18 protein-coding genes are annotated in these 21,896 nt (G+C 36.9%); 2 read left to right on the top strand and 16 right to left on the bottom strand.

Features of this window, described 5'->3' with window-relative positions:
- Window positions 1-9: 9 nt before the first annotated feature.
- The 5 genes from AC0VXY_RS04370 to AC0VXY_RS04350 form a co-directional block, all read right to left on the bottom strand.
- Complete coding sequence (locus AC0VXY_RS04370) at window positions 10-5,118, bottom strand: FtsK/SpoIIIE domain-containing protein (RefSeq protein WP_475527032.1); 5,109 nt, start codon at window positions 5,116-5,118, stop codon at window positions 10-12.
- Window positions 5,115-6,701 (bottom strand): hypothetical protein, encoded by a 1,587-nt coding sequence (locus tag AC0VXY_RS04365; protein WP_475527031.1) that lies wholly within the window; start codon window positions 6,699-6,701, stop codon window positions 5,115-5,117. Before AC0VXY_RS04365 ends, AC0VXY_RS04370 begins: the two co-directional genes overlap by 4 nt.
- 13 nt (window positions 6,702-6,714) lie before the next feature.
- Window positions 6,715-8,406 carry a hypothetical protein gene (locus AC0VXY_RS04360; protein ID WP_475527030.1) on the bottom strand — a complete coding sequence of 564 codons (1,692 nt, stop codon included), beginning with the start codon at window positions 8,404-8,406 and terminating at the stop codon, window positions 6,715-6,717.
- Window positions 8,407-8,694: 288 nt separating this feature from the next.
- Complete coding sequence (locus AC0VXY_RS04355; RefSeq protein WP_475527029.1) at window positions 8,695-9,024, bottom strand: nucleoside triphosphate pyrophosphohydrolase; 330 nt, start codon at window positions 9,022-9,024, stop codon at window positions 8,695-8,697.
- Window positions 9,025-9,061: 37 nt separating this feature from the next.
- A complete protein-coding gene (locus tag AC0VXY_RS04350) occupies window positions 9,062-11,002 on the bottom strand; it encodes a DNA/RNA helicase domain-containing protein (protein WP_475527028.1) in 1,941 nt (646 codons plus the stop codon).
- A gap of 205 nt (window positions 11,003-11,207) precedes the next feature.
- Here AC0VXY_RS04350 and AC0VXY_RS04345 point away from each other — a divergent pair, with 205 nt between their 5' ends.
- Both AC0VXY_RS04345 and AC0VXY_RS04340 read left to right on the top strand, forming a co-directional pair.
- The gene (locus AC0VXY_RS04345) at window positions 11,208-11,522 is read left to right on the top strand and encodes a helix-turn-helix domain-containing protein (protein ID WP_475527027.1); all 315 of its coding nucleotides are present in this window, start codon (window positions 11,208-11,210) and stop codon (window positions 11,520-11,522) included.
- 1 nt (window position 11,523) lies between these two features.
- A complete protein-coding gene (locus AC0VXY_RS04340) occupies window positions 11,524-11,721 on the top strand; it encodes a hypothetical protein (RefSeq protein ID WP_475527026.1) in 198 nt (65 codons plus the stop codon).
- 178 nt (window positions 11,722-11,899) lie between these two features.
- Here the strand turns inward: AC0VXY_RS04340 and tatC are convergent, their stop codons facing one another.
- From tatC to AC0VXY_RS04285, 11 genes are all read right to left on the bottom strand, one after another.
- Entirely contained in the window at window positions 11,900-12,619 is a 720-nt protein-coding gene (gene tatC / locus AC0VXY_RS04335; RefSeq protein WP_475527025.1) for a twin-arginine translocase subunit TatC, read from the bottom strand.
- Between the two features lie 69 nt (window positions 12,620-12,688).
- Window positions 12,689-12,895 carry a twin-arginine translocase TatA/TatE family subunit gene (gene tatA, locus AC0VXY_RS04330; RefSeq protein WP_475527024.1) on the bottom strand — a complete coding sequence of 69 codons (207 nt, stop codon included), beginning with the start codon at window positions 12,893-12,895 and terminating at the stop codon, window positions 12,689-12,691.
- A 41-nt stretch (window positions 12,896-12,936) separates the two neighbouring features.
- Window positions 12,937-13,914, bottom strand: coding sequence for a Gfo/Idh/MocA family protein (locus tag AC0VXY_RS04325; RefSeq protein WP_475527023.1), 978 nt, complete (start codon window positions 13,912-13,914; stop codon window positions 12,937-12,939).
- Window positions 13,911-14,609, bottom strand: a complete 699-nt coding sequence (locus AC0VXY_RS04320; RefSeq protein ID WP_475527022.1) for a hypothetical protein — start codon at window positions 14,607-14,609, stop codon at window positions 13,911-13,913. Before AC0VXY_RS04320 ends, AC0VXY_RS04325 begins: the two co-directional genes overlap by 4 nt.
- Entirely contained in the window at window positions 14,606-15,433 is an 828-nt protein-coding gene (locus AC0VXY_RS04315) for a sugar phosphate isomerase/epimerase family protein (protein WP_475527021.1), read from the bottom strand. The genes AC0VXY_RS04320 and AC0VXY_RS04315 overlap by 4 nt, the downstream gene beginning before the upstream one ends.
- Window positions 15,434-15,561: 128 nt before the next feature.
- Window positions 15,562-16,650: a Gfo/Idh/MocA family protein gene (locus AC0VXY_RS04310; RefSeq protein ID WP_475527020.1), complete on the bottom strand. Its 1,089-nt coding sequence runs from the start codon at window positions 16,648-16,650 to the stop codon at window positions 15,562-15,564.
- Between the two features lie 106 nt (window positions 16,651-16,756).
- Window positions 16,757-17,542: a Cof-type HAD-IIB family hydrolase gene (locus tag AC0VXY_RS04305; RefSeq protein ID WP_475527019.1), complete on the bottom strand. Its 786-nt coding sequence runs from the start codon at window positions 17,540-17,542 to the stop codon at window positions 16,757-16,759.
- A gap of 50 nt (window positions 17,543-17,592) precedes the next feature.
- Complete coding sequence (locus AC0VXY_RS04300; RefSeq protein WP_475527018.1) at window positions 17,593-18,225, bottom strand: YesL family protein; 633 nt, start codon at window positions 18,223-18,225, stop codon at window positions 17,593-17,595.
- Between the two features lie 34 nt (window positions 18,226-18,259).
- Window positions 18,260-19,150, bottom strand: a complete 891-nt coding sequence (locus tag AC0VXY_RS04295; RefSeq protein WP_475527017.1) for a carbohydrate ABC transporter permease — start codon at window positions 19,148-19,150, stop codon at window positions 18,260-18,262.
- A gap of 13 nt (window positions 19,151-19,163) precedes the next feature.
- The gene (locus AC0VXY_RS04290) at window positions 19,164-20,075 is read right to left on the bottom strand and encodes an ABC transporter permease (protein WP_475527807.1); all 912 of its coding nucleotides are present in this window, start codon (window positions 20,073-20,075) and stop codon (window positions 19,164-19,166) included.
- 132 nt (window positions 20,076-20,207) lie between these two features.
- Complete coding sequence (locus tag AC0VXY_RS04285) at window positions 20,208-21,827, bottom strand: extracellular solute-binding protein (RefSeq protein WP_475527016.1); 1,620 nt, start codon at window positions 21,825-21,827, stop codon at window positions 20,208-20,210.
- Between the last annotated feature and the right edge of the window lie 69 nt (window positions 21,828-21,896).

Raw genomic sequence — 21,896 nt, 5'->3', positions numbered from 1 at the left:
ATTATCAATTCATTGAGTAGCTTTAAAGTACTTCAATAATGCTCTTTTCACCTGAGGTGTAAGGAAAGGGCTTTTTCCTCTAGTCACTTTCTGACTAGCTGTCTTAGCCAAGAAGTCACCTTTCCCTCCTAAATTTTCTGCTCCGCTTTCTCCTAAAATAACTGAAGAAGCAGTTGAATCTGTTGCTCTCAGTGCGAGTCTTGCACCTAAGTTATTTCGAATGTTTGTATTAATGATGTCAGATTTTGGATTTTGCGTACAGATGATTAGGTGAATACCTGCCGCCCTCGCCTTTTGACCAAGTCGTAATATCGCATTTTCTACTTGGCTAGCAACGTCTTTTTCTTGACTCATGAAGTCCGCAAATTCATCAAATACACAAACGATTCTTGGTAACCTATTTTGTGTAGCATCAATGTATTCATCTAAATTACTAGCAAACTCATCCTTAAACAACCCATATCTTCTTTCCATTTCTTCAACCAGCATATTCAGCTTAACGACTGCGTTATCAATACTAGTCACTACATCTTGCGTATGAGGTAAGTCTTCATAGATAGAGAACTCTACTTGTTTTGGATCTATAAACACATACTGTAGTTGTGATGGGTCATAGAAACACATTGTTCCTAAAATTATGGAGTTGAGCGTGACACTTTTACCACTTCCCGTAGTTCCACCAGTTAGAAGATGTGGAGTTGAAGGGTCGGATAAATCAATATTTATCACATTGTTTAATGGGTCAAAGCCTAGAGGAGCAACTAAATTTGAGCGTTTAATTGTATCATTAAGTTGCTTCCTTGCAATGGCCATAAACTCTTCGAAATAAATAGTATCCGGATCTTCCCTTACAATATCAATATTCAATCCATGCTTATCAATGAATAGGTTTGGCTCTTGATCTAAACCTAACCAAATTTGAATATCTTTCTTTCTTCTTAATATTTTGTCACTGTTTAATGAAGAAGGGAGTGATAAAGTTAAACGAACAACGCTAGATCCCACAACCACATCTTGAACCTTTACGTTTAATCCGTTTCGATTAAAATGTGTTTCAAGAGTAGATACATATTTTCTCTTTAATTCAGAATGATCATTAGATTTACTTTCGTGTTCAATCTCAAGATCCTTTAGTGCTAGTACTTCAGGATACTCATTGGATAGAGTAATATCAGGCATAGGTGGATCTACCACCACTTGATCATCCTGGTTATCATCAGGAACTCCATATGGATCAGCATCTTCTACTCCTCCATAATGTTGTTCATCACCAGAATTACCTAGTTCTTCAGAATCTTCATCTGGCCCATTTTGAGGATCCTCTTTATTAATTTCATCATCTTTCTTACCATTAACTTCTTCATCATCAGTCAGTTCATACTTTTCATCCTTAAGTATAAGGCTCTCAGAGAACGTATCTGTACTGTTCTCTAATTCTTCATACTCTGGTTCATTAATGTTGTTCGCCCCGAGAGACTTTAAGATATATGCACGATTGAATATATAGTTTTTAAACTCACCTTCAATCATGTCTACATAAACGTCCTCTTCAATCGATTCAAAACTATTTTGGTACAGGTTGGACGTGTAGCAATAGGCATCAATAGATGTATGAATATTGACTTGGATTTCATCCACTTTTGCATTTTGAAGTTTCTTTAGTAAATATGCCCCTTCAGGTGCATATGTCCCCTTCTCGATAAAGTAATGAACTAACTCATTTCTCCAATATTCTCCATCCGCTTGATTCTGATTAAAGTCGAATAAGTTTTCATATAACGTTTTACCTGACTGAATTTGTTTGATGGCATCGTATCTTTCTCTTTCGAAAATAGCTTGATTAACAAACTTCAGTTCAAGTAGCTCAAAGTCTAATGAAATTTTCCCATCATTCTCTTTAACGGTCGTAATGACTAAATCTGGTCGTCTATTATTTTTTTTGAACCAAGGTAACTCATCACATACTGACCACACTTGAAGATCATGTTCTAACTGAGAACGACGATTCATGCTTAGATAAGTAGCCACTAACTCGTGAGAATATTTTCCTGGGCCAATCGCCTTTAAGACTAGGGCACCAGAGATAGACTTAACTTGATTAACAGCTTCTTTCACATTTTCTTTACTAATGTTGTCATTTTTCAAGATGAGAGAAAGTTTCTTAGTCAATCGATCATAATACTCATAATCGTGTTTATTTGAATTCAGCTTCTTAATATACTCCGATGAAGATACAATCAATTTAAAATTCTTGTTTGCTCCAGCTTTAGACTTATATTGAATGATTTGAGCTTTTGATGAAGCTTTTTCTAGTAAGGACTTATCCAGGTACCGATCCATGAACATTATCCAGTTGAAATTCTCATGCATGTAGTCAATCAGAGCATTATCAGAAAAATTCGATAATGAAATTTTGTTCTTCAGAACATATAATTCGTCTTCTCCAAGTATTTCCTTTTTCTGGAAAATATATTGCAACTGATAAAAGGACTTAAGGGTGCCAGGTAAATGCTCACTCACATATGAAATCCTTTTTAAGCTTTCCGTTTCGAGAAGTGGCTCCTTATACACCAAATTAAACCAGTCTCTCGACTCTTTCACATCAACCTTATCAAATTCATATTTCACCTGATTGCTTTGACCAAAGTAATCAGCTAATACTACTAGATCTGCATCAATCATATGGGCATTAATTTGATTTGAAATTTCATTAATGGTATTCCCTGAGATAACCTTCACTTCAACAGTTGGGAACTTGCTAAACCTATCTGGATTGGTGTATTCCTCTTTCTGCTTAATCCACTGGTTGATCTTCTGATGAATGCTTGCAGCTTGTGTGGAATGTACGGTAATTTTTAACTTATTTAAGATTTTATGTTTGTTAAACAAAGCATCAATAGATTTAGTAATAATATCTGCACTTTGACAATAAAGGAAAAGGATATCTAAACCATCTTTAGCATAAGGGTATACCTCAAAGTAGTTTTTGACACTCTTAACTAATTCCTCAGATAACTCGTTCGATAAATAATCCATATTCTCTGAGCGTTTTGTATTTAGGATAAATTGCCCTTCACCTAATACCTCACTGACTTCAATTAGGAAAGAATCGTCTCCATCACTAGAGAAATATCTTGGCGCCAGGTTAAGAGTTTTTTCAGTAACATATTCAAGGTAGTCTTCTAAATTTGTAACCTCTAAATCATCATTGACACTTCTATCTATCCAATCGATAATTTGAGATTCGAGTTTTTCATATCTCGACACATAACTTACTAATCGAATAGGATTCAAAATTGTCACTAATCGTTCGTCACAGAAACCAGACTGACCTAATTTAACATCTAAAGTATCTATAGAACCAATATAGTTTATAAATCGGTATATATGACTTGCAATATCTACAGAAGATGACACACCAGATAGAACATTTTCTAAATTTCTTTTAAAATTGTCAATATCAATGCTAAAAATACCCGAATGTATGATTTTTCTTAGAATCGTAGAATATTCTTCTAAGAAACCAGAGAATTGTCTATAGTGCTCTTCAAATCCTGCTTGATTAATTGATAGGTATCCATCAACTCTTTCATAAACCATTTCTCTAACATCGAGCAATTCAACTTCATCTTCTTGATAATTCTTAATATGAGGAATTTTATTTTCCTCAATTAAATCTCTGAATGAAAGAAGTTGTAAATCATCAAACCCTCTTACCTTAAACGATTCAGAGCCTAAAAATTCTCCTTCATTTAGTAAGCGAAGTTTAAAGGTTAGCTCATCACTTGCTGTCTCATCGATATTGATCGACTTTAAAGACGTTTCCTTAAATGTAATGTGACGAACAACATTTGATATCTTAGATAAATAAACCGTTAAGATTTCTACCATTTGATTCGTAATTTTAGATGCATGTACAGTTAATTCAAACTTAGCATTTTCACTAATCTTGGCTGAATATTCTTCGATTAACGAAAATGATTCGTATTGAAGTGCATTGATCAGGTCATGGTAGTCTTTAGGATGACGAAGCTTTTCAATTCTTCGCGAAATAACTTTATCCAGTTTCCCACTTTGAGAAAGTTGTTCTTCAAATTCTTCTAAAAAATCTTGAATGGCATCTGGATTTTGATTTTTTTCTACTTCATTAATACCTTCTTCAATTTTTTCGATTTCTTCTTTTGAAGGAATTCCATTGTGAATTAGTGCGTCTCTTAGTTTATCCGGTAAGGTCGTCTTGGTTTTGAAATTTAAGACCGTTTCTACCAAATGAAAATCATAAGCTAATAAATCAAGGTTCTTCTGATTTAAAAAATCAATTACCTTTTCTTCAAATTCTGAAGGATTAATTCCGTTCCATAATTCATCAGAAAAATTGTTTTTCTCTTCTGCTTCAATAAAATTGTAAAGATTATTTTGTAACTTTTCAGTATCTAAGTCACCATTGGGCTTTTGAAGATTCGCTAATAAAAAGTTAGCACGCAATCTTTTTCTTCCCTTTGCTCCAATCACTAAGCTCTTATCTCTAAATAAGTTCAATTCCGGGAGATTCGTTTGAATCTTCTCAATGATAGAGGGTGAGTCTTGATTCACGATTTTTTCTATAAATCTTAGTATAAACCGAAGTTGTGGTTCGGTAAGGCTACTATACATATTGAAAAAGTCTTTTAATGTATCAATTTCAGCCGCGGCTAGTTGGAATTCTTCAGATAATAAAGCAAAAAGGCTTTCAAGTCCAAAATCAGATAGCAAATACGCCTCATCTATGGCAAATAGATTCTCTAAACTCTGGGCTTCGGGAGTCATTTCATTAATAATGATCACCAAAGCATTGCCAGAGAACGTATAGTTTCTTAACCATGTACTTGTTTCAATTTCTTTCAATTTGTACTGATTGAAACCTTCAACAGCTTTAATAGTACGTACATTAGGAGTGTAATACTTTTCAAGTTTGGATCCCTTATCATCTATTTCATATAGCAACGAACCAACATTATCGTCAGTTAAGCCGTTTACTTTAATAAAAAGTTTATTGGTACCATCTTCGCTCTGTTCTTTAAAATGTTCTAGTAGGATGTGAAAAACCCATTTTCCTAGAATTTCATTATACGTAATCATTTTGTCACCTGCCTTGCTTGTTCATATGGATTTCTAATCATTGCAGTTGCATCTGAATACTCAATTAGAAGTCCATTATGTCTTAATTTCTCTCTTAAGGCATACTCATTTCGTTGAAAGTAACTAACATTCAATTTTGATTTTTCATAGATTCCATTTTCTTTTGCCTGCAACTCACCAACGATGAATCCATATTTTTCATAGACTTTTTGTAAGAAAGCATGGAATTCCATCTGTTGACCGGGTTCTAAATTGCCATAAACTAGAGCCTGAATAAACGTGTCAGACATAAAGTATCTATACTTACTTCCACGTCTGAAGCCTCCATAACCACCATCTCTTGTAAGTCCCCTCACAATGCTTAATTGATGCTTTTTCAATTGATCTGAAACTATATCTTTTACAACATTAAATAAGTTAATCATGACTTTATCATAAGAGTCGCATTTTTGAATGACTTTAACGACCTTATTCTTTCTAACCTTCGAAAGACGACTAAGCCCAAGTAGCTCAATCAACAATGCTGGATCAGCATGCCAACTTTGTAAATTTTCGTCTACAAATTCTTTTGTTGGGATCTTATCATCAAATGTTTGCTTAAAGAAGTCTTCAAACTTATTTTTAATAAGCAATTCATTATCACTAAATGATCTAGCTGAAAGCTTTTGAATTGGCCCTACTTGAGCATCTAAGCAATCAAAGAAAAAGGTTACCTTGTCCAATTCGGTTAATTGTGCCCTTTTCAACATATATCTACCTAATTGGAAGGTAATGAGACTAGTCATCAATTCAAACAACTCATAGATATCAATGTTTAAACTAATGAGATTATAGAATTCTTCTGCGAACTCGGAATAAATGGCATCATCCGTAACGGGTAGCATAGGGTATTCTCTATTGTTTCCTGCATCTTTCTTTAAAGGATAAAGGTCCGAACTACCACTATTGTCATCATTTAGACGAGATGAGATTTTTGATACAATATTTTCGATTGCTTTGTTCTTACCTAGTAAAGACTTAAGACGATCTTGAATTTTCTCTCGCAAGACTAAGTTGTTCTTTGTACCATAAGACAACATTAGAAAATATAGTTCTCCACCTCGAGCAAAGAAATTCCGTTCAAAACTATAGGACTTTTGATTACCTTTGCTATGAGTTCTAAGCTCAAAAAATAACAGTGATTCATGCAATGGATATAAAGTCTTTGCATACCAAGAGCGGTTTGCTGATTTTCCTGTCCCATCTGTCAGAGGAATTTCTAAGTTTCGAAAGAAGTCCCTTATGACATTTAATTCATCTTTGTTATCTACCAACTCATATAATGATTCTTTTTGTTCAGTCGTTAAACTGACAACACCTGTTTTTGCTCCTTCTTTATCTCCTTCAAAGATAAATTGTCTTAGTCCTGTTGAGCGCACTCGGGAATAATTATTCGCGCCAAAGTCATACTCCGTACCTTTTAATACATTCAGAAACTCCAGAACATATTCAGCACCTTTTTGTCCATCTTTAAATCGATGCCCCCATATTTGCGCAGATAGCTGCGTTGAGAACTCTTCTACACTTTGTTTCTTTGTAGTCATTTAAGTATCTCCTTTATAACAAACTTATTTCGTCATCTATAAAGAGTCCAGTTTTGTTATCGTATCTTAAGATGTTTAATTCATATTCTTCCGGTTCACTTATTCTTATCAACTCATTCTTAAACGTATCAATCAGGATCTCAGCTTCTTGTTGAAGAACATTATGGGTGCCTCCACCACTAGCTCTCATAAGGTATTCAAAAACGGCTAAGTTCATATTTAAGGAAACTTCATCCTTTACCGATATTTTGAAACTAGAAGGTAGTCGATCTAAATCAGTTCGTTCTTCCTCTTCTTCAATATCTACATCTTTCGACCTGAACTGCTCATATATCATTAAGTTCTTATTAGTGGCAAATAAGTGTTTATTGTTCATTTCAGTCAGTCGACCTGAAAAAATTCGATTTAGCCCATTTATCAAGTCCCGTTTTATTAATGCTTGAGCTTTAGAGTTATCAAATAATCTTACATATTCGTCGACATATTCAAATGGCAATAGTTGATTTCCATTTACGCTGTCTTCGCTTACTGTTTCGTAAAAGTATTTTCTTCTTAATTTTGGAATCCACTCGTTGACAATAGAGTGATCCTTATCAACATCATAGTCACGATACAAGGTTAATTTTTTCTTGAAGTAACCAAGTTGTAGGTCTAATGAATCTCCAATTAGCTCGTTATGTGCTTTCTCAGATTCCTCGTCTCCATTAATATCACCGTTAATGATGAAATCGTCTATTGAAGAGTGGGAATAAACTCCCGGATCTAAAGCTTTGAATATTTTCAATGCATTCATTTCTGAAAAGGCATTCTCATCTAATTCATGACCATAGAAATTCTGATAGTAAGGTTTCTTTGTTTGATTTTCAATTTCTTTATAATTGGCATTTAGTACATCATCACATGTATATCCACCTGTTAACATGTAACTAATGTGAATTAACATTTCCCTCATAGTAATATGAGTATCTAAATAGTCGAGCAACTTGTACTGTTCTACGATTTTATCTTGTATATGATTTTGAGAGGTCCTCTGGTGATTCATATGTATGATGCATCGTTCTTGCTTTGGGCACCCTTGGCATGCTTCCCAGTTTCCAGGTTTATTCCACTCCGATAGAACTTTCTCTACATAAACAGAAGAAGTTACATCTAATAAATTAAAGATGCTAAATTGATCAGAATTATTCTCATGTGATTTAAAGCGAGAAGTTACTTGTTGTTGTAATTTGTTTAAGTGTTCATACTGCGACAAAAACTTCGTCAGTTTTCCTTCATTCGCTGCAACAAGGTAATATACTTTTTCTTCATTTCCAGAAGTTATTATTTGTTGCAGTTGCGCTAGTTCATTTTCAATAATGTCTTCTTTTAGCTCCGACAAATCTTTAACGATTCTTATTTTCCCATTACTAAAAGGGAACTCAACAATTCCATTTTCCGGCCAGTTTTCTAAATTATCCTTATTAAAATAATCATGTACGATCCTACAGAGCCTTGTTTTACCATCACCCGCATTACCTGTAAGAATGATACTTTGAGGATTAGTTTCAAATAAATTTATAAGTGTCTTTTCAATCTTCGTTTCAATAGTAAATGAATAAGATTTTCCATTGTTTGAATCAATGGTATATTCATCGTAAATTTTGGAATGGTTAGGAGACAATACGTTGTATTGATCTAAATAGTAAACAAAAGAGTTTCCTTTCAAAATTTTTCCTCCTTCGAAAAAATTTATATAATTTATAAGAAATTCATTTTTAATATGTTTGTATTTATATTGTAATATAAATACCATAAAATTTCAGTTGATTCGGCAATTTTTAACAAATCCAAAAGATTGATATATTACCATTTTACTACAGTTACCAGATTCCCTAAAGGAAGATCATATTAAATTCATATGCTTACAATAACTATTACCCTAGCGTAAAATTCGGAAGGGTGAAAATTTTTGCGAAATAAAGTAAAAAAAGCCCTCTAAGTTAAGAGAACTTTTTCAAAGTACTTCCTCTACATCTACTAAAAAAATCTTGTTATTAAATGAACCTCTCTCATTGGCCTTTTCACGCCGTATAGCTTCTATTTCATCTATAGATGTATCATGAGACTTGGCAAACGCATGAACAATCTCCATAAGATCAGCCAATTCTTCTATTGCCTCTTCCCTGGTTTCTGCAACATGGTATTCCTCTAATTCTTCAAAGCTCTTTTTCTTCAATTCAATTAGATACTCCTCTTTGGAAAGAATTCTTGTTGTAAAAGTCTTTCCAGTTGATTCAATGATTTCTGGTATTCTATCCCGAACTAGTTTGTTATATGTAGGCATTAAACATTCCTCCAATAGATGTAGTTATCAAACTTAATTAATAATCCGCTTTCCCCTCTGCAACCATACTTCCACCTCTAAAAAACTCATTCTCACCATAGTCATGATTACTCTCTTCAAACCGTTCCCTAAAGTACTGTCCAAGCTCAGAGTCCGTACAATACACATAACAACCCTTCTGGCCACGAGTCATCAACGTCCGGTATGTATTGCGTATAATCTCATCCGCTACCTTCTCAGCTCTCTCTGGATCTTCATTCAGCATTTTCTTTATACCCTTCAATGAAGAATCGGTCTTAGCTCTTTCGGTATGATCTGTGATCACCTGTCCGCCTTCATATCTCATGTCATCCCCTATGATCACCCCTACGTATTCAAACTCCAGACCTTGGCAGGTATGAATACAGCCGGCTTCTTTGACAGAATCGGTATCAATGGCCCAGGTGGCTGAATTATCGAGGTTCCAGCTCATCTTGAAGTCATATTCATCAAGAACAATGTCATGATAGTCCGTATTGCTCTTCCCCTCTTTGTCCCAGTTCCAGCAGTAGCCTGCAACCATGCGGGATTTGTTATTGGCATTTTTTCTCTCAATTTCGTTTCTCAGTGCATTCGGATCGTTGAAAACCCTGAAATCATACTGACTGCCGATATAATTGGCATTTGCTGTTGTTCTAATCTGAAGAACATCATCTAGCCAAGCTAAGTAACCATCGGAGCCATTGCAGCGAAATTGAGATTCGAGGTTCATGATCGTGAGCGGCGCATTGTTTTCTTGAGCAAATCGTTCAATTTCTTTGATACTTCCATGATCTTTTAACGTGACCCGCTGCCTTTCATCAATGAAGAAGATGGAGAGCTTTGATGCTTCGATGATTTCCTTTGTTTGATTTTCACCGAGGTGCTGAAACATCCCAGACTTCAGATTCAGTCGGTGGGCTTCATCCACAATTAGCGCATCAAACTCATCCCGAGGAGCATCGAAATAGCTTCCCGATCCTTTAAACAAATTATCAATATGTCCCTTTTTGAATTCTTTCTTCAGTTTGGTAGAGTAAATGTTTCGAGGTGCCGCGTTCTTCGTAACATACTGACAGACCATGCTGAGATTGGTTAGGTGGACCAATAGATTGATAGCGAGAACCGATTTCCCAGTTCCTGGCCCACCCTGGACGACCAGGACCTGCTTTGTATTTGTCCGAAGTGCTTCTTTTGCCAAATGAATGGCTTCCTCATACACCACTTTCTGATCATCAATCATCACAAATTCTGCGTTCCCCTTCAGCATTTGATTTAACGAATCCTGAAGTGACTTTGATGGCCGGATTCGACCATTCTCTATCTTATAAAGGTTCTCCTTATTATCCCCAACCTGAATATAACGCTTAATGAAGTCCCGGAGCTTCTTGGCCTGACCCTTCACAAAGACTGGAGCCTGTTCTATATAATAATCGTAGACCGGATCCGTCAGAGGATCCTCTTCCCCCTGATTTAAGTAATTATGTAAATACGCACAAGGATACAGCTCCATCTCCGCGCTTTGAGCATTCTCGTTGTAGTCTTTGATGAGAGATGCATACGACCAAGCCTGATAGGACGGATGAGTCGTCTCCACCAGCCCGCGATTCATCGCCGTCTTCACGATCGCTTCCTTCCCCCTGATCACTTCAACAGACTCCCACTGCTTCAACTCCACTATCACAATGGAATTTTTTTCTCCATCCTTCCCAGAGATCAGAAAATCCACCCGTCTCGACGTATGCGGAATCTTAAACTCAATCGCCACCCCAGCGTCACTAGGAATCTCTTGATCACTAAGCACACGAAACATGTACTGCATCGAATTATCCCACGATCGAACCTCTCGTTCATTGATCTTCCCAATCTTCGACGTGTAATTGCTGCATATATTATTGACCAATTCATCATGAAAAACGTCTTCCAAGAATTCTTGTTTTGTAGCTTCATATACGATCATTATCGTCAGCCTTTCGTCTAACAGTATATTCCTATTATTTAGTTAAATTTGGGATTTAGCAAGCTTCTCCCTAATTTTCACCTTTACGTAAAGAGCATATAGAGAAACACTTTAATAATATTCCATTTATTTCAATAAGTTGACGACCTGTCCGTTCCAAGCCATTTTTCACCATTTGATAATGGTTGTAAAAGGGGTCAAAGTATTGGATAAGCCATTGACAGAACGAGAAATATACGGGTTATACTTAGGACGTTTATTAAGAAAAAGACGAGACGAAATGGGCTACACTCAGGCCGAATTGGAAGAAAAAGCACAACTAGCACGAACCACTATAAGTAAGATTGAGCGTAATGATCGCATACCCGAATCCTATACCTTATCGAAAATTGCAATAGCACTGGGGATTAGCGTGGACCGCTTAAATAAAGAAGTATGGGAGAACATAGAGAAACATAAAAACAATAAATCTTCTGCATTAAAACATCAATACTCCGATCTAGACTATAGAGGTGATTGAAATGAAAAAGCAGGAATTTATTTTGATGAAGGATAAGCAAGTTTACCGTTTTAAAATTGTTGGGTTTGATGAAAAGAATGCTTATGGGGAGATCTATTTTACGGAGAATGAAAGAACTACTTCTATATTTAGGGGTTCGGATGTGAAGGAAGTAATTAGATTGGTGAAGAAAGAAAGCTGTGGCTTACGGGGGAGGTAAGCCACAGCTTTCTATTATTTTTATCTAATAGATTCTTTCTGCTCCCGTGAGCACCAGCCTGCTTAATCTTTTCTTAATTGACTTTATCGATCTCTTTCACTCAAGACGAAGAAGTATACAGTGATCATTCGGATGTGAAGAAAGGTCCCCTTGTTACCGTAGCGTTAATAAAATGTCTTCACGCTGAAAATAAGACCTTTTGTTTCCTTCTATACATTATTTTCGATAGCAGTAGACTGCATTCATATAAGAATACCAAAGGAATAGTCACCAATATATCTGATATAAAATCAGGCGGGGTAATGAGAACAGCCGTCAAGATTAGTAGAAAGTACGCATATTTTCTAGCTTTTTGTAACTTGTAAGGATTCAATACGCCCAAACTTGTTAAGAACATTACAACCACAGGAAGTTCAAATAAAAAGCCAAACGGAAGCGTCATGCGGAATAAGAATGCAAAGTATTTTTCGGTGGTGAAAAAAGTGGTAAACATGTCTTGGGACAAAGAAAGTAGGAATTGAAAAACAACTGGAAAGATGACAAAATATCCAAAAGAGATACCTGCGATGAATAAGATAAATAGAGCTGGAATGTAAACTAATGTTATACTTTTCTCTTTTTCACTAAGTGCAGGTAGGATAAATAGCCACAGCTGATGCGCAGCTATGGGTATGGTTGCAGCAAGGGCGATGATACTGGCCAATACTAAATACACCCATAAGATATCGCTCGGACCCAATACTGCTAATTTCATTGGTAGGTCTTTAATCAACCAGTAATATATATCTTGCACAAACACGAAGGATATAATCAACAGCACCAAGAATGACCCTGTTGCAACCATGATCCTTTTCCTGAATTCATCCAGATGAGCAGTAAACTCTATATTTCCTCCCATTATTATCACCTCATTCCATGAAGGAAGCAGGGGTGGAAATCCCTTCCACCTCCAAGGTTTTGCACTATACTACAAAGATTCCTCCCTTTTTTTATTGATGGCAGACTCTCTGTTTCGATTGTCCTCTTCTGATACTAGTTCCCTTGTTGATTTCTTGAATTCTTTTAACGTTGAACCCAATGCCCGGCCTATTTCAGGTAATTTGGATGGGCCAAAAATAATCAAAGCAATAACAAGCAGCAGAATTAACCCGGGAATTCCTATATTTTGCAACATATGCGGACAACTCCATTTCAATTTTTTTCACATCTTATAATCTATAATCCCACCGGCTGATGCTTCAAAGCAGATTGGTAGGCTGCTAAAGCAACTTCTAATGATTGAAGGCCATCAATTCCAGAGACAGAGGGATTGCGATCTTCTTTAATACATTGAATAAATTCATGGACCAATCCTGAATCCATATCTTTGCCGAGTAAAATATGACGAAACGATTTGCCTTGAAGAGAATAATAATCCAAATGCTCTCCAAATGCGTCTGCGTAGATTCTTCCTTTGGTTCCGATTACTTCTATCGTCGCATCCCCCCATGTTGGGTAAGCATTATTACGTGACCAACTAGGGTCATGAGAGGCGATGACTCCACTTTCAAAAGATAATGAAAGTATACCCGCATCATCAACAGGTAACTCGGTAAATAACGTATCAACTTCAGCAAAGACATCTTTTACTTCTTCTTCCAGTATCCAACGCATAATATCGATCATATGGACGGTATGATCCAGTACAGCCCCACCACCCGAAAGAGCTTCGTCTACAAACCATCCACCAGGATTTTGTCCCCTGTTCGTGGTCCTCATCGATAAGATATCACCAATTTTCCCTTCATTGACCCATTCTTTCAATTTCAACATGGGGGTACTAAAACGCACTGGAAAAGCAGTCATGAGTTTAACTCCATGTTCTTCACAAGTCTGAATCATATCCCACCCATCCTCAACACTGGTAGCCAAGGGTTTTTCACATAATACATGTTTTTTTGCCTTTGCAGCTTTTAATGTCAACTCTTTGTGATGGATGTTTTCACTACAGATAATTACGGCATCTAACCTCTTCATGCCCACTAACTTATCATAATCCTCATAATACGGAACTTTAAATTGTTCTGCTGCTTCCCTCCCGCGGTCCCCGTTCTCATCCCCTATCCCTATTAATTCAACACCCTCAATCCTCTGAAGACTTTTCGCATAACTATATGCATGCATATGGGCAAAACTCATTATGGCTATTTTCATTTCGTGACCTCCGAATAGCTTAATACGCTTTTTCCAACTTCTAATGCTGAGAAGATTTTTGTGGATAATTGGATAGCATTTTTTAATTCTGCATAGGAGTATACAGCCTCCCTTTCTATAGTACTTTCCAGGAAAGTTGAATGATGAGATTCATACATATAGGAGGGGAGGGTTTCGTTTCGATAGTATATAATCGCACCATCTCCTGCATATTCCACTTCACAGCTTTCAGTCAACCCTTTACCTTTTGCAACTTCTATCATTGCCAATTTCTTTCCGGCACAACGGAGGGTTACCATCAGGTGGTCATAGTCATTTCTCCTTATTCTTCTTACGTGCAGCCTCATGATTTCTGTAAAGTGTTCAGATATAAATCCCAGTTCTTTTATGAGTTCATAATAGAGAAGGGGCGATTTCAGTTTCAGACCCCTTTCATTTATTCTTCTAAGAAGCCGGATCACTCCTCGATCGCCAACATCATCGCTTCGAATGATGTCACCGAATTTTGCATTTTCTACTTTACTTTTCCATCCATTCGATAACTTAAATGTTACGTGTTCTATATCATATAGTGGGTGATCATCTATAAAATCAACGGCATCTTCGAAAGTACCAACCAAAGTTTGATGTTGATTTGCTGCTTCCGGAACGTCTTCATACGACAATTTAGATACAGGGACAACCTTTTTCATCATGAAGTCCTTCCTCCCTTACTGTTCAAAAAACGCTCAATATTTGATAGGGCTCGTTTCACGGACTCTCTTGAATCATCATCTCCTTCGTATTCAATGGAATACCACCCATCATACCCGACTTCCATTAATTCAACGATGACAGCTTCCAAGTCAACCAATCCATCACCCGCTACAACTCCAACATACTTTTCACCATTTAATGAAGTGAATGCCTTTCCTGGATATTCCGGATTCTTCTTGATGAAATCTTTAAAATGTACGTGTACGACGTGTTTTTTTAATAATCTTGCCGACTCTACTGGTTGATCTCCTACCAAAAGGAAATTCCCCGTATCTAATGTGCTATTCACGTAAGGGGAATTGATTTCTTCTATCAATTCTTTTACCTGGGTAGCCTTTCCCGCGAAAAGTCCATGGTTTTCAATAGCTAGATGTACTTTCTTTTTTTCTGCTTCTTGAAGACATCTTCTAAATCCCTCGATGATCCATGCTTTACCTTGTTCATACTCAATTCCCTCTTTTATATTTCCACAGAACACTCGTACTACATCAGTCTTAAGGACCTTAGCCGTTTTAATGGCTTCAATTACTCGGTTGGCTTCTGCCTCTCTTTCTTCTGCACTGCTTTTAATAAAATCATTTGATACATCGTACGCAGAAACAGACAGTCCCTTCTTTTCTAAATATTCAACAACACTGTGAATTTCATTTCCCTTGTCATTCCAATAAATGTCTAATAACTCAATTCCTTTAACACCTATTGCTTTGGCATAGTCAATGAAATCGAAAATGCTCCATGCCTCTTTCTTAACATATTGGTTCATACTATACATACTGACACTCGTTTTCATGCCATCCCCCCACATAATGATTTTGTGAAGCAAGTATTTCAGCCATCTCTACACAGTTCTGCGAACCTACTACATTGAATTCCTCGTTAGATTATAAAGAATTACACTCCATTACCCGTGCCAGTAGAAATGGGGTCAGAAAAAACAATTTCTTTACCTTTTTCGGCAGACTCATAAATGCCTCTCAGTATCTTCATCATTTCCACTCCATCTTCGACTGGACTGAGAGAATCTTCAAGCCCATTACAACTTCGAACAAAATGATCGATTTGACTAAAGAATGCGTTCGTGAAATCAAACGTCAGGTCATCTATTTGAGGAGTCATATTTAAAATGGTATTGTGCTTTTCTGTAACCATGGAAAGCGAAGGTTCCAGTTCAGCTCCTCCCTTTGTCCCATATAATTTCGCGTTCAGATCATCACCCTTGGCATGGAGCGTGTAACTGACATCCACCATTAAAGTAGCACCGTTATCAAATCGAATCAAAGCGTTTGCCATATCTTCCACTGAGTTTATTTCATGATGATAATCAGACGCTTTATAGTAATGTAAATTCTCAACATTAGATCGATTTCCCAACAAATTGTATGTGTTTCCTACAACTGATTTCACTTTTGGCTTACCCATCATATACCAACATAAATCAATCATATGAACACCAAGATCAATTAACGGCCCTCCCCCCGACCGGTTGACGTCCGCAAACCATCCACCAGGATTCCCAAGTCTGCGAATACATGAGGTTTTAGCATAATAAATCTCACCAAGTTCATTGTTATCAATAAATTGCTTTAATAATTTCGCATTTTTTCCATGCCTGCGTACAAACCCTACCTGCAACACCTGTTGGTTACGGTCGACTGCTTCCTGTACTTTTTGAGCTTCTTCCACGGTCATGCATAATGGCTTTTCTACTAGAACATGCTTTCCTGCATCCAACGCGGCAACAGCAATTGCTGCATGGGACTCATTCCATGTACAAATACTTACGGCATCAACTTCTTCATTTTCTAAAAGTTCTGAATATTTAACGTATAACTGGTCAACTTTATAAAGTTTGCCTTTTTCCATCAGACGTTGTTCATTTACATCAGAAAATGCTACCACTTCTACACCTTCATGTTTCATATATGATTCAATATGATGTTTCGATATGGTTCCAACACCTATTACGCCTACTTTTAACATGGAAATTCCTCCAATTAATCTATTTGGACTCTGAAATTCACGACAATGAATAGACATCGTATTCCTCGACACATTCATGACTTGCTTCAACGGTTAATCCTACCGATTATTTACAGGTTCTCTCTTCTACTGAATGATCTATTTGTTGCACCGATTCCCCAAAGATATATTTTTTTATAGTATGGGCTACACCATCCTCTTCATTGCTCATTGTGACTACATCAGATAGAGCTTTTAATTCATCGTGAGCATTACCCATAGCAACACCCAACCCGGCAGACTTGATTAACTTCGCATCATTCAAACTGTCTCCTATGGCAATGACTTCCTCCATCCTTACATTACATAATCTACAAATCTGCCTTACGCCTGTTTCCTTTGTTATTCCTTTGTAAGTAATTTCTATGTTTGTTGGACTTGAACTGGTGACTTCTATATTCTCATAATCATTCAATCTTTCTCTCATCTGTCTTAAAACAATTTGATCATCTATTCGAATTCCAAATTTCATCCATTTTTCTTGAAATTGTTCTGATGTCCACTCATGGGAAACTACTAATCTATTTTCTTTGTATCCCCAAAATTCAGCTCCTTCTGTGACTGCCAATCGATGAAGAGAGAATATATCCTCGTTATTCAGGTAATGTCTTTCCATAAGATGTCCCGGCTTTTTCCATACTTCTGCTCCATTAACCAGGACCATGGGGGAATCCAATGACAGTTCTTCTAGTATATAATCAACTCGTTGTAATCCGCGCCCTGTCGCCATCATCACAATTATTCCTTTTTTCATTGCTTGAGTAATCCAATATTTAGTTTGACTTGAAATGCCTTTATTATTTGTTAACAGTGTTTCATCTAAATCTAAAGCCAATAAACGGTATTGGGCCATGTATACACTAACTCCTTTATTCATACTTATAACGGAAAAGTCATGCATGATTAATTAGTGAACGCTTCCTCTTTTGTTTCTAGTTTAGGAAACACTTTCAAAGCTCCCCACATTAAAATGAATGCCGAAGAGCTCATGCCAAACACTAAAAACAATGCTGGCAGCTTAGAAAAGATAATGAAATGAATGATCCCCAAACCACCTGCCAGGGTAATTGTCAAAATGGGATGAGTAGCACCGATGATAAAAGCCCACTTTATATACTGAAACGTTCGTAATTGAAAGTGAACGAATATCGGAAATAAATAGATGGCCATGATAAAGTACATAAGAAATAACCCCAATACGCCAAAGCTCACAATAGAATAAAACAAACTTTCTTGAGCTCTTAATATCTGCAGTTCCATAAATAGTCCATAACCAATAAGGAGAACTGTGTAGCCTACTAGATTTGATTTGAGGAATTCTAGGCGGTAAATCTTCCAAAATACTCTATAAACTCTTATTTCCTTCTCACCGCTGGCCCACTTTCTTACCACCGCAAACATAGCTGCAGTTGCCGGCATCATCCCGAATATTCCTAAGCCTAAGAAAGTAAATAGGAACCACAAGATGTTTAAATACGCAAGCTTTGTAATCCAAAGACAAAGATCATAGTACCTCTCTATAAAAATCCTATTCACTGTCAAATCTCCTTTAACCGTGATTATGCCTTATTTATTCCTTAACTGAACCGATCAATACTCCTTTTACGAAAAATCGCTGCAGAAATGGATAGATAATGAGCAGTGGAAAAGAAGATATGATAATCACTGCGTATTTAACAAGAGAAGCCGTTTTCACTTGATCCACAAAAGCAGCAGCTTCCCCGGTGCCTCCTCCCTCCGCACTCATCTCAGTAACAATAAGAATTTCCCGAAGAATAAGTTGTAAAGGATACAACTCTTCATTCGATAGGTAAATCAACGCATTAAAATATTGATTCCACAGGCTAACGCCGTGAAACAGGGCCATTACTGCGATAATCGGTGCTGATAATGGTAAAACCACTTTAAAGAAAATGTGAAAATCTGTTGCCCCATCTATCTTAGACGCTTCTACTAATTGATCTGGAATACTGTGTTGGAAGAAGGTCCGTGCGACAAGGATGGACCAAGCTCCAACCACATTTGGAATAACGATGGACCACATAGTATCCAGCATCCCCAGTGACTTGATAACTAAATACGTCGGGATGAGACCTCCATTGAATAACATTGTAAAAAGAATGAACCAGAGGATGAGCTTTTTTCCCATCAATTCCTTTCTGGACAACGCATAGGCGCAGGGTAAGAGAATAAACAGGTGGATTGCTGTACCGACCAGTGTATAGATGATTGTATTTTTGTATCCAGTCCATATGGCATCGTTTTGAAATACCTTTTCATACCCATTGAAGGTAACGTCAACGGGCCATAGCCACATATCCCCTGAACTTACTGACGCAGGATCGCTTATGGAAGCACTTAATACAAATATCAATGGATAGACAATCAATAAAACAATGATCGTTAAGAAAATTTTATTGAATACATCAAAAGATTTATCCGAAAGGCTATATTTATTCATGACTCTCCCTCCTTTACCATAAGCTGTTCTCTGTTGTCTTTTTAGCAACAATGTTTAATGTCACTAGTAATACGATGTTGATTATAGAATCAAACAAACCAATTGCAGCAGCAAAACTGTGTTGTCCCTCTAACAATCCACTCTGATACACAAACGTCTGAATAACGTCCGAAGTCGAGGAGTTCAAAGAATTTTGCATCAATAAGACTTTCTCAAACCCAACAGCCATAAAACTACCGATATTTAAAATTAACAACACAACAATAGTTGGAAAAATCCCTGGGATGTTGATATACAAAATTCGCTGCATGCGAGTGGCGCCATCCATTTTAGCAGCTTCATGATATTCAGGATTCACTCCTGCTAATGTAGCTAGATAGATGATTGAACTCCACCCTAACGTCTGCCACACTCCCGACCAGACAAAAATATGTCTGAACCAGTCAGCTGATGTTAAAAAACCAATAGGATCTCCACCCAAGGCAACAATAAGATTATTTACCAGACCAGTAACCGGATCCAAGAATGCTACTAACATTCCGACAACAACCACCACAGAAATGAAGTGCGGGGCATATGTAATGGTTTGAGCCCACTTTTTAAATACTCCATTCTTTAGTTCATTTAAAGAAAGAGCTAATATGATGGGCAGTGGAAATAGAAGCAGCTGATATAAACTTAAGAGGAGTGTGTTTTTTAGCAATCTCCAAAAGTAATAAGAATCAAAGAAACGAATAAAATGATCAAACCCTACCCAAGGACTGCCCCAGATCCCTAAAGTGGCAAAGTAGTTTTTAAAGGCTATTTGAACTCCGTACATCGGAAAATAATGAAAGATGATAAAATACATGACAGCAGGCAAAAGGAACACGTACAACTGCCAGTTTTTCGCTAAATTCTTCCTTACTTCTTTCATCCTGTTCATTTCTTTCAAGTGTGTACGAGTCGGGATTGATGTTTTGATACTTGCATTACCCATTTGTTTCACAACCCCTCAACAAATTATTAAAATAGAAATGGAGAATGAACATTCCCCATTTCATTAAAGAGCTACGCATTATTCACCTTTATATCTTTCATATGCACTCTGATAAATTTCCATGTAATCTTCTAATCCCATGTCCTCTATCGTTTTCACATAATTATCCCATTCTGAAAAAGGAGTCTCTCCAGTGATAAACTTTGCCTGCATTTCGCTTGCGTATTTTTCAATATCAGAAGACAAAGCTACTAATCTTTGATTTTCTTCAACCGTGTACGTAAAAGATGGCCAAACTTCATCAATAAAATACGGCTCCATTTTTTCAGTGGCTTCTAAGGAAGAAGGAGAGGTCTCACTTCCTAAAAAGTATTCTTGTTTGATAATTCCGGGATACCCGCCGCCAGGAAACGCTAAATATTTGACTATTGCTTGATCCTGTGTTAATCCTTCTTTGTTGTCTGTGATATCCTCTACGTATTCATACTTCCCATCCTTTTCGTTGAATGTTTTGCCTTCCACTCCCATAAAGAACAGTTTTGCACCTTCATCACTGTAGAAATGATCCATCCATCTGACAGTAGCCGCAGGGTTTTCATTAGCGCTTGTGATTACAAAACCACCTATGTTTGCTAATGTCGGTGTGATATTTACATATTCTTGATCACCATGAGGACCTTTTAACGCCAGTCCCCCGACAAATGCTTTACCTTTTTCACCGAACAGATCTTCCGGACTGTAAAAAACTGTACTGCCATAAACGCCGTTGGATGCATTAGCTAAAAATTGATTCCCTTCAATGGTGTAAATATTTTGTTGGATCAGGCCTTCTTTATAAAGTTTATTGACGTATTCCAACATTTCTTTATATCTCTCTGAATATGCATAGAATCGCAGCTCATTGGTTTCAGGATCCACATCAACATAACGGTGGTTTGTACCTTTATTCCCAATACCATACGAGCCTTTTAACCACCCGATGAGATGAGCCATATTGGTTCCTCCATACGGAATTTCGTCGGCTTTCCCATTTCCATTCGGATCTTTCTCTTTTACAGCTTTAAGATACTGATAATATTCCTCAGTCGTGTCAGGCATCTCCATACCCAATTTATCTAACCAAACCTGATTGACCCAGGGCCTGCTTCCAAATCGGACAGAAGGAAAATCAGGTGAATAAATGGTCGGTAAAGAATATATATTCCCATCTGGGAAGGTCAAACCTTTTTTAACCTCAGGATAATTTTCGAAAACCTTTTTTAAGTTAGGGGCATATTTATCGATTAAATCATTTAAAGGAAGGAAAGTGCCCTGCTGCCCGTATTTAAGTAAGTCCAGCGGAGGCATATCAGCACTGTGAAATGCATCTGGAAGGTCACCGCTGGCCAGTGCCAGGTTCCTTTTTTCAACCAGGCCGGAAGTAGGGACTTGCTCCCACTCAATATCAATATTTGTCATTTCCTCATACGTATTCCATATTAATAAATCATTCCAGTTATCAGCGGTATGAGGGGATTTGTCCGCAAAGAATTCCAATTTGATTTTTTCATCTACCACAGGCATGCCTTTTTCATTCAGGTTCTTAAGCTGCTCTTTATCCAACTCTACATTTTTAGATACCTCATCATTTTGACAAGCCGATAGTACAAGTAGAGAAGCCGTTGTTAAGACAGCCGCAAAAGATTTTATTTTTCTCACAAATAACACTCCTTCACTTTTTAATAAAAACAATTAAACAGATCAAAATCTTTTTATAAAAAGATCATT

Source organism: Rossellomorea sp. QJM3NY_18, from assembly GCF_056173145.1.
Note: the sequence above shows the minus strand (reverse complement) of the source record. Positions and strands in the feature narration are given on the sequence as shown.

Coding starts and splice junctions, on each gene's coding strand:
- AC0VXY_RS04305 (WP_475527019.1), bottom strand. CDS start 17,542: ATGGCCCAATACCGTTTATTGGCTTTAGATTTAGATGAAACACTGTTA.
- AC0VXY_RS04315 (WP_475527021.1), bottom strand. CDS start 15,433: ATGAACCAATATGTTAAGAAAGAGGCATGGAGCATTTTCGATTTCATT.
- AC0VXY_RS04350 (WP_475527028.1), bottom strand. CDS start 11,002: ATGATCGTATATGAAGCTACAAAACAAGAATTCTTGGAAGACGTTTTT.
- AC0VXY_RS04310 (WP_475527020.1), bottom strand. CDS start 16,650: ATGTTAAAAGTAGGCGTAATAGGTGTTGGAACCATATCGAAACATCAT.
- tatC (WP_475527025.1), bottom strand. CDS start 12,619: ATGGGAGGAAATATAGAGTTTACTGCTCATCTGGATGAATTCAGGAAA.
- AC0VXY_RS04295 (WP_475527017.1), bottom strand. CDS start 19,150: ATGAATAAATATAGCCTTTCGGATAAATCTTTTGATGTATTCAATAAA.
- AC0VXY_RS04325 (WP_475527023.1), bottom strand. CDS start 13,914: ATGAAAATAGCCATAATGAGTTTTGCCCATATGCATGCATATAGTTAT.
- AC0VXY_RS04340 (WP_475527026.1), top strand. CDS start 11,524: ATGAAAAAGCAGGAATTTATTTTGATGAAGGATAAGCAAGTTTACCGT.
- AC0VXY_RS04365 (WP_475527031.1), bottom strand. CDS start 6,701: ATGACTACAAAGAAACAAAGTGTAGAAGAGTTCTCAACGCAGCTATCT.
- AC0VXY_RS04355 (WP_475527029.1), bottom strand. CDS start 9,024: ATGCCTACATATAACAAACTAGTTCGGGATAGAATACCAGAAATCATT.
- AC0VXY_RS04320 (WP_475527022.1), bottom strand. CDS start 14,609: ATGATGAAAAAGGTTGTCCCTGTATCTAAATTGTCGTATGAAGACGTT.
- AC0VXY_RS04290 (WP_475527807.1), bottom strand. CDS start 20,075: ATGAACAGGATGAAAGAAGTAAGGAAGAATTTAGCGAAAAACTGGCAG.
- AC0VXY_RS04370 (WP_475527032.1), bottom strand. CDS start 5,118: ATGATTACGTATAATGAAATTCTAGGAAAATGGGTTTTTCACATCCTA.
- tatA (WP_475527024.1), bottom strand. CDS start 12,895: ATGTTGCAAAATATAGGAATTCCCGGGTTAATTCTGCTGCTTGTTATT.